Origin of the sequence: Streptomyces sp. NPDC007346, assembly GCF_040703535.1 — a bacterium.
GTDB lineage: Bacteria > Actinomycetota > Actinomycetes > Streptomycetales > Streptomycetaceae > Streptomyces.
In genome coordinates, this window is sequence record NZ_JBEYKR010000224.1 from 1 (window position 1) to 7,529 (window position 7,529).

The following is a 7,529-nucleotide window of genomic DNA, read 5'->3' on the forward strand; positions in this document are numbered from 1 at the left end:
TGGCATGCCACCCACCCTTTCCAAGCCGAGAGCGCCAAATGACCGACTTCCAAGCTTCGGCCGGGCTCCGGGCCTTGGACACCGAGCCCGGAGGCCCGAGCTCTGGGCGCCGAGTCCTGGTCGGGCCCTGGTTCTCGGAGGCCGGAGCCCGAGCCCCGAGTCCTGGGCGGGCGCCGGTTGTCGGAGGCCGGAGCCCGAGCCCGAGCCCTGGCCGGGCCCTGGCCCTCGGAGCCCCGAGCCCTGGGTGCCGAGTCCTGGGCGGGCCACGGCCGGGCCCTGGCCCCCGGAGACCGGAGCCTGTTGTTCGAGCCCCGAGCCCCGAGCCCTAAGCCCCGAGCCCTGGCCGGGCCCCGGTCCCTGGCCCCCGGCCCTGGTCCCGGTCCCGGTCCCGGTCCCGGTCCCCGGAGTCTGGACCCTGGGCGCCGGGTCTTGGCGCCCGGCCCCGCGGCCCGAGGGCCAGGACCCGCCGCCCGAGGCCGTGACACCGTCCACGGCCCGGCCCGGCCCGGCCCGGCCCGGCCCGGCCCGGCCCGGCCCGTCCACGGCCCAGCCCGCCCGGCCCCGCTCTGCCCGCCCGGCCTCGCCCGGCCCCGCTCTGCCCGCCCCGCCCAGCCCGCCGGGCCCGTAACACCGTCCACAGACGCACACAGGCGCCCACAAGCCTCCACACGCGCCCACACTCACCTGAAGCGCCCACAGCGCCCACAGTCACCCGAAGGCGCCCGCAGTCACCTGAGACGCCCACAGGCGCCCGCAGGTGTCCACGGACCGGTGGCCGTCCGGGCTCCCCGCCCCCGGCGGCTAGGCTGCACCCCGTGAAGGTCCTCGTCATCGGCGGCGGCGCCCGCGAACACGCCCTGTGCCGCTCTCTGTCCCTCGACCCCGATGTCACCGCTCTGTACTGCGCCCCCGGCAACGCCGGCATCGCAGAGGTGGCCGAACTGCACGCGGTCGACGCGCTCGACGGTGACGCCGTCGCGCGCCTCGCGGCCGAGCTGGGCGCCGCGCTGGTGGTCGTCGGCCCGGAGGCGCCGCTCGTCGCCGGGGTCGCCGACGCCGTGCGCGCGGCCGGCATCCCGTGCTTCGGCCCCTCCGGCGAAGCCGCCCAGCTGGAAGGCTCCAAGGCGTTCGCCAAGGACGTCATGGCCGGGGCCGGTGTCCCCACCGCCCGCAGCTACGTCTGCACCACCCCCGCGGAGATCGACGAGGCCCTCGACGCCTTCGGTGCTCCGTACGTCGTCAAGGACGACGGTCTCGCGGCGGGCAAGGGCGTCGTCGTCACCGACGACCTCGCCGCCGCCCGCGACCACGCCCGCTCCTGCGACCGCGTGGTCATCGAGGAGTTCCTCGACGGCCCCGAGGTCAGCCTCTTCGCCATCACCGACGGCACCACCGTGCTGCCGCTCCAGCCCGCCCAGGACTTCAAGCGCGCCCTGGACGGCGACGAAGGCCCCAACACCGGCGGTATGGGCGCCTACTCCCCGCTCCCATGGGCCGACCCCAAGCTGGTCGACGAGGTCCTCGAAACCGTTCTCCAGCCGACCGTCGACGAGCTGCGCCGCCGGGGCACGCCCTTCTCCGGGCTGCTCTACGCGGGCCTCGCGATCACCTCGCGCGGCGTGCGGGTCATCGAGTTCAACGCCCGCTTCGGCGACCCGGAGACCCAGGTCGTGCTGGCCCGGCTCCGTACGCCGCTGGCCGGTGTCCTGCTCGCCTCCGCCGACGGCACCCTGGACGTGCTCCCGCCGCTGGCGTGGCGCGACGACGCGGCCGTCACCGTCGTGATCGCCTCGCACAACTACCCGGACACCCCGCGCACCGGCGATCCGATCGACGGGCTCGCGGATGTCGCGGCGCAGGATGGACCGGACGCGTACGTCCTGCACGCCGGGACCCGCGCCGAGGGTGGCGCGGTGCTCAGCGCGGGCGGCCGGGTCCTCTCGGTGACCGCGACCGGCAAGGACCTCGCCGCGGCCCGTGAGCGCGCCTACACCGCGCTCGGCCGCATCCGTCTCGACGGCTCCCAGCACCGGACGGACATCGCCCTGAAGGCCGCCGGAGGCTGATCGGCCGACCGGTGGCCACCCGCCGCAGCCCCACCGACGGCTCCTCGTCCTCGCCGTCTCTCCACGGCAGGCCCACCACCACCGTCCACCACCACAGCCCCGCCACCGCAGCCCCTCCGCCTGCGACCGCGTACGTACGCCACCGGCGTACGCGGGCAGGCGCGAGGGGCTGTCGTCCGAGTACCGGTTGCCGTGGCCCTGCCCTACGTACGCGGACACGTCAGCAGCTTTGCCCAAAGCCATTCCATCGGGTGACGACTGGGCCAGACGGATGACGCCCGCCGAGGCCCCAACTAGGGTGCGGCGCAAGCATTCCGGCACTTGGCCCACCGACATTGCGATGTCGGTGGCGGGTGCCACAGTGGGGGAGTGAGCAACCGTCGCGGGGCAGAGGGGGTGACATCCGGCCGTGTCCGACATCGACGTGGGTGAGGAGCTGGGTGCACGGGCCGCACAGGCCCGAGCGCTCGCCCTGCTGCGGATCCGCAGCAGGGCGCTGGCCGTGGTGATCACGCCCGCGGCCGTGGCCGTCGTGCTGTTCGCCGCAGCCGCCCAAGGGCACCTCGGCGGGCCCGTCTGGGACGGCGTGCGCTGGGCGGTGGCCGCTGTCGCCGTCGTGGTGCTGCTGGTGGCCGCCGCCGTCGCGGTGACCGTGGCGCGGGCCCGGCCCGCCATGAGCCCGACCGTCCCCGTGGCCGAGGAAGGGGCCCCCGATCTCTACCGGCTGGTCCGGGACCTGGCCGACCGGCTCGGCGTCCCCGCGCCCTCGGCCATAGCGCTGACCCCGGACTGCGACAGCTGGCTGGAGGACCGCACACACCGCACGCACCACAAGAAGCGCCCGCACCACAAGAAGCGCCCGCACCACAAGGACCGCCCGCACCACAAGGACCGCCCGCACCACAAGGACGGCACGCACCACAAGGACGGCACGCTTCACACCGACCGCACCGACCGCACCGACCGCATCGACCGCGACGACCGCCAGGGCCGTACGCACCTCAAGGACCCCACGGCCGACGACACGGCCCCCGTCCTGGTGATCGGCTCGCCCTTCCTGTGGTGGATGCGGGTGGCCGAGCTGCGCGCCGTCCTCGCCCCGGTCGTGGCGGGCACCGACTCGTCCGCCCACCCCGACATAGCCGCCGCCCGGCGCTTCGTCCGCGGTCTGGACGCCGCCGTGGCCGACGGAGCCGCCCCCGGCCGGGGTGCGCTGCGCGGGGCGCCGGTCACCTTCGCCGGCTGGGTCGCCCGGCTCCTGCTGCGCGCCTGCCGGGAACACGCCGCCGAGATGGAGCGCTGCGTGGCGGCCACGGCATCGATGCGCGCCCAGGGCGTCGACTACGCGCTCCGCATCGCCGCCCAGGAGCAGGTCGGCCTCGCCTACGCGGGCTGGGACCGGCTGCTGACCCGGGTCGCACTGCCCGCCTGGCGGATGGGCCGCTGGCCCTCCCGGCTGGACGCCGGGGTGGTCTCCGCCCTCACCGAGCTCTCCCGCCGGGACCGGCTGGCCGACGGCTTCACCTCGCGCCTCGGCGAGCGCCCCGCGTGTGACCTGCTCGAAGAGCCCGGTGTAGCCGACGAGGCCACCTCGCTGCTCGCCGCCCGGCTCTTCCACGGAGGCCCGGCGGAGAGCGGTCCGGGCTGGGCGCCGGTGGACTGGCAGCAGTATCCGGAAGAGGTCGTCGACCGGAAGTGGCGTGCGGAGGCGGCCCGGTTGCACCGGGTGCTCGACGCCATGGGCGTACCGCCGGCCTCGGCCGCCGACCCGGCGGTCCCGACTTTGGCCCGCGTCATGGAGCACCTGGCCGGCCCCGGCGGGCCCGGGGAGGAGCTTGCGGCCGGCATCGGGGCGGCGGTCGCCCGCGACGACGCCCGGACCCCGGCGCCCGGACCGGCGCAGCACGCGGCCTCCGGCCACGGCCCGGACACCCTCGACCTCTGGGGCCCCGACCCGCTCCCCCTCTTCCCGCTCCAGCCGCCGCGTACGGGCACGGAGCTGCTCGCCGACCACGTCGCGGCCATGGTCTGCTGCGCGGCCGTGGACACGGCGGGCGCGGCCCCCGGCCTCGACTGGCTGGACGGTCCCGCGCTGCTCGTCGGCGGCGAGCGCCGGGCGGACCTCGCGACGCCGGTCCTCAGCCTGGTCGAGGACGGTGACCCGGACCCGCTGCGGTCCTGGCTGGCCGAGGTGGGCGTCCGCTCCGACAAACCCGTACGGCTGGTCTGAGCGCGTGCGCCGCCGTGGAGCACGTACGCGTCGCCGGGGACCGTACGTATGAGCTGCGGTCGTGGAGTACACGTGAGTCGCGGTTGTGCAGTACATATGGGCTGTGATCGGGCCGTACGCACGAGCCGCGATGGGGCCGTACGCATGAGCCGCGATGGGGCCGTACGCATGAGCCGCGATCGGGCCGTACGCATGAGCCGCGATCGGGCCGTACGCACGAGCCGCGATGGGCCGTACGCACGAGCCGCGATCGGGCCGTACAGATGAGCTGCTGCGGGCAGCACGGAGGAAAGTCCGGAAGAAAAGGTTCCGTTCCCGTCAATTAGCGACGAACGGTGACGGAGTGCGTGCGTTATGTGATGTGCTGGGGATCGGCGCTGACATCGTGCGCGCCGGAGTTGTCCGGGGGACCTGAGGGAGGGGCGCGGCATGGGGGCGGAGCAGATTCGCCGGTGGGAGTCGGGTGCCCTCGCGCACGCGGTGAGCGATCCCTTCGGGCAGGGCCCGCTGCCCTGGCTGCGCGGCAGTGAGAACTACTTCGACGACACCGGTCAGGTCGTCCCCTGGTACGCCGACCTCGGCCGGGGCACCGGCGGCGGCACCCGTACCGCCGACGACGTGCGCCGGCAGATCAAGGGCTTCGTCTCGCCCGGAGCGGCGGCCCCCGGCGAGGCCATCGACTTCCACATCACCGTGGACCCGCCCCAGCAGTTCTCCGTGGACGTCTACCGGATCGGTCATTACGGTGGCGACGGCGCGGCCAAGATCACCACGAGCCCGCGCCTCTCCGGCATCGTCCAGCCGCCTCCCCTCGCCGCCGACCGGACCGTCTCCTGCCACCACTGGTGGATGTCCTGGCGGCTCCAGATCCCCAGCTACTGGTCGGTCGGCGCGTACGTGGCGGTCCTGACGACCGCTGACGGGTACCGCTCGCACATCCCCTTCACCGTCCGCCACGACCACCCCGCCGACCTGCTGCTCCTGCTCCCCGACATCACCTGGCAGGCGTACAACCTCTATCCGGAGGACGGCCGCACCGGCGCCAGCCTCTACCACGCGTGGGACGAGCGGGGGCGGCTGCTCGGCGAGGAGGACGCCGCCGTCACGATCTCCTTCGACCGCCCGTACGCCGGGGCGGGCCTGCCGCTGCACGTGGGGCACGCGTACGACTTCATCCGCTGGGCCGAGCGGTACGGCTACGACCTCGCCTACGCCGACGCCCGCGACCTGCACGCGGGCCGCATCGACCCCAGCCGCTACCGGGGCCTGGTCTTCCCCGGCCACGACGAATACTGGTCCACACCCATGCGCCGGGCCGCCGAGCGCGCCCGCGACTGCGGCACCTCGCTCGTCTTCCTCTCCGCCAACACCCTGTACTGGCAGGTGGGCCTCGCCCCCTCCGCCTCCGGCATCCCCGACCGCCTGCTGACCTGCCGCAAGCGCCGGGGTCCGGGCAAGTCCGCGCTCTGGCGCGAGGTGGACCGGCCCGAACAGCAGCTGCTGGGCATCCAGTACGCGGGCCGGGTGCCCGAACCGAGCCCGCTGGTCGTGCGCAACGCCGAGCACTGGCTCTGGGACGCCACGGGCGCGGTCGACGGCGACGAGGTCGAGGGCCTGGTCGCCGGGGAGGCCGACCGCTACTTCCCCCGTACGAGCCTGCCCGAGCACGACAACCGGATCCTGCTCGCCCACTCCCCGTACCAGGACTCCGAGGGCGCCACCCGCCACCAGGAGACCTCGCTCTACCAGGCCCCCTCCGGCGCGCTCGTCTTCGCCTCCGGCACCTTCGCCTGGTCCCCGGCCCTGGACCGCCCCGGCCACACCGACCCCCGGATCCAGCAGGCGACGGCCAACCTCCTCGACCGGATCTGCAAGCGGGACTGACCGGGGCCGTACGGCGTGGCCGCCCCGGGCCCGTACGATGCGACCGCCCCGGGTCCGTACGACGAGACCGCCCCGGACACGTGCAACGCGAGGAGCACCCGAGCGGCCCGTACGAGCCCGCGCGACCCCATACGAGCCCTGAGCCGACCCATACGAGCCCGTACGAGCCCCGCGCCGACTCGTACGAGCCCCGCGCCCCCCCCGCACGACCCCCGCACAGGGCTCGCGAGCCCTCCGCGCGCATCGCCCCGCGGATACGGGACAATCGGAACCGCTCTTGGATCAATCTACGCGGAGGCACCGTGTCCGGTTTTGTAGAAAAGCCCGAGCCCGTACAGGTTCCGGGCCTCACCCACCTGCACACCGGCAAGGTGCGTGACCTGTACCGGAACGAGTCGGGCGACCTCGTCATGGTCGCCAGCGACCGTATGTCCGCCTACGACTGGGTCCTGCCCTCCGAGATCCCCGACAAGGGCCGCGTCCTCACTCGGCTCTCGCTCTGGTGGTTCGACCAGCTCGCCGACCTCGTGCCCAACCACGTCCTCTCCACCGAGCTGCCGCCCGGCGCCCCGGCGGACTGGCAGGGCCGCACCCTCATCTGCAAGTCCCTGCGGATGGTGCAGGTCGAGTGCGTGGCCCGCGGCTATCTCACGGGCTCCGGGCTCGTCGAGTACAACGCCTCCCGTACGGTCTGCGGCATCGGTCTTCCCGAGGGCCTGGTCGACGGCTCCGAGCTGCCCGGCCCGATCTTCACCCCCGCCACCAAGGCGGCCGTCGGCGACCACGACGAGAACGTCAGCTACGAGGAGATCGCCCGCGAGGTCGGCGTGGAGACGGCCGCCGAGCTGCGGCGCACGACGCTCGACGTCTACTCCCGGGCCCGGGACATCGCCCGCCGGCGCGGCATCATCCTGGCCGACACCAAGTTCGAGTTCGGCTTCGAGAAGACCGAGGACGGCGGCGAGCGGCTGATCATCGCCGACGAGGTGCTGACCCCGGACTCCTCGCGCTTCTGGCCCGCCGCCACCTGGAAGCCGGGCCGCGCGCAGCCGTCGTACGACAAGCAGTTCGTCCGCGACTGGCTGACCTCGCCGGCCTCCGGCTGGGACCGCGCGGGCGAGCAGCCGCCGCCGGCGCTGCCGCAGGAGATCGTGGACGCGACCCGCGCCAAGTACATCGAGGCGTACGAGGTCCTGACCGGCAGCAGCTGGTCGTAGGGGCGAGCGGACACGCGGACACGCGGACACGCGGACACGCGGAAGGCCCCGGTCCTGAGGACCGGGGCCATCTCCCGGGGGAGCGGACGACCAGGTTAGAACAGGCGACCTCAAACAAGGCAAGGTTGCGCA

Annotated in this window: 4 protein-coding genes; all 4 read left to right on the forward strand. The window is 74.2% G+C overall.

Annotated features, from left to right (window positions below):
- Nucleotides 1–815 precede the first annotated feature (815 nt).
- The 4 genes from purD (at nucleotide 816) to AB0917_RS32580 (ending at nucleotide 7,397) form a co-directional block, all read left to right on the forward strand.
- On the forward strand, nucleotides 816–2,066 hold the full coding sequence (gene purD, locus AB0917_RS32565) for a phosphoribosylamine--glycine ligase (RefSeq protein ID WP_366823315.1): 1,251 nt from the start codon (nucleotides 816–818) through the stop codon (nucleotides 2,064–2,066).
- A gap of 409 nt (nucleotides 2,067–2,475) precedes the next feature.
- Nucleotides 2,476–4,296, forward strand: a complete 1,821-nt coding sequence (locus AB0917_RS32570; RefSeq protein ID WP_366823316.1) for a hypothetical protein — start codon at nucleotides 2,476–2,478, stop codon at nucleotides 4,294–4,296.
- Between the two features lie 429 nt (nucleotides 4,297–4,725).
- Nucleotides 4,726–6,180: a N,N-dimethylformamidase beta subunit family domain-containing protein gene (locus tag AB0917_RS32575; RefSeq protein ID WP_366823317.1), complete on the forward strand. Its 1,455-nt coding sequence runs from the start codon at nucleotides 4,726–4,728 to the stop codon at nucleotides 6,178–6,180.
- Between the two features lie 302 nt (nucleotides 6,181–6,482).
- Nucleotides 6,483–7,397, forward strand: a complete 915-nt coding sequence (locus tag AB0917_RS32580) for a phosphoribosylaminoimidazolesuccinocarboxamide synthase (protein WP_366823318.1) — start codon at nucleotides 6,483–6,485, stop codon at nucleotides 7,395–7,397.
- Nucleotides 7,398–7,529: the final 132 nt, after the last annotated feature.